The 543-nt window shown below is 72.4% G+C and carries 1 protein-coding gene; it reads right to left on the bottom strand.

Features of this window, described 5'->3' with window-relative positions:
• A partial coding sequence (locus tag AC1RUR_RS38375) for a KR domain-containing protein (protein ID WP_492853357.1) occupies positions 1-543 on the bottom strand: 543 nt, incomplete at both ends.

Genomic DNA, 543 nt, shown 5'->3' with positions numbered 1-543 from the left:
GCGCCGCATCCAGCAGCGCAAGCCCGAGCTCCAGCGACAGCGCCTGCACGCCCTGCCGGCGCATCCGCATCAGCTCGGCCCGGCCCAGATGCGCGGTCATGCCGACCCCGCGCTGCTCCCACAGCCCCCACAGCAGGCTCTGACCGGCCAGGCCACGATGCCGCCGCTCCGCCGCCAGCGCATCCAGAAACACGTTCGCCGCCGCGTAGTTCGCCTGCCCCGGACTGCCCAGCGCGGCCACCGACGAGAACAGCACGAACGCCGCAAGATCCTTCTCCGCCGTCAGCTCGTGCAGGTGCCAGGCGCCATCGAGCTTGGGCCGCAGCACCCGCTCCAGCCGCTCCAGCGTCAGCGCCGGCACGATGCCGTCGTCCAGCGTGGCCGCAAGATGGAACACGCCCGTCAGCGGTCGCTCCGGCGCAATCGCGTTCAACAGGGTGCGGACCGCGGCACGATCCGACACGTCGCAGCTGACCAGCTCGACCGTCTGCGCGCCCAGTGCCTTGAGCTCCGCCACCAGCTCGGAGGCACCCGGCGCGGCCA

Source organism: Bradyrhizobium sp. GW821-FHT12B03, assembly GCF_058807535.1.
Note: the sequence above shows the minus strand (reverse complement) of the source record. Positions and strands in the feature narration are given on the sequence as shown.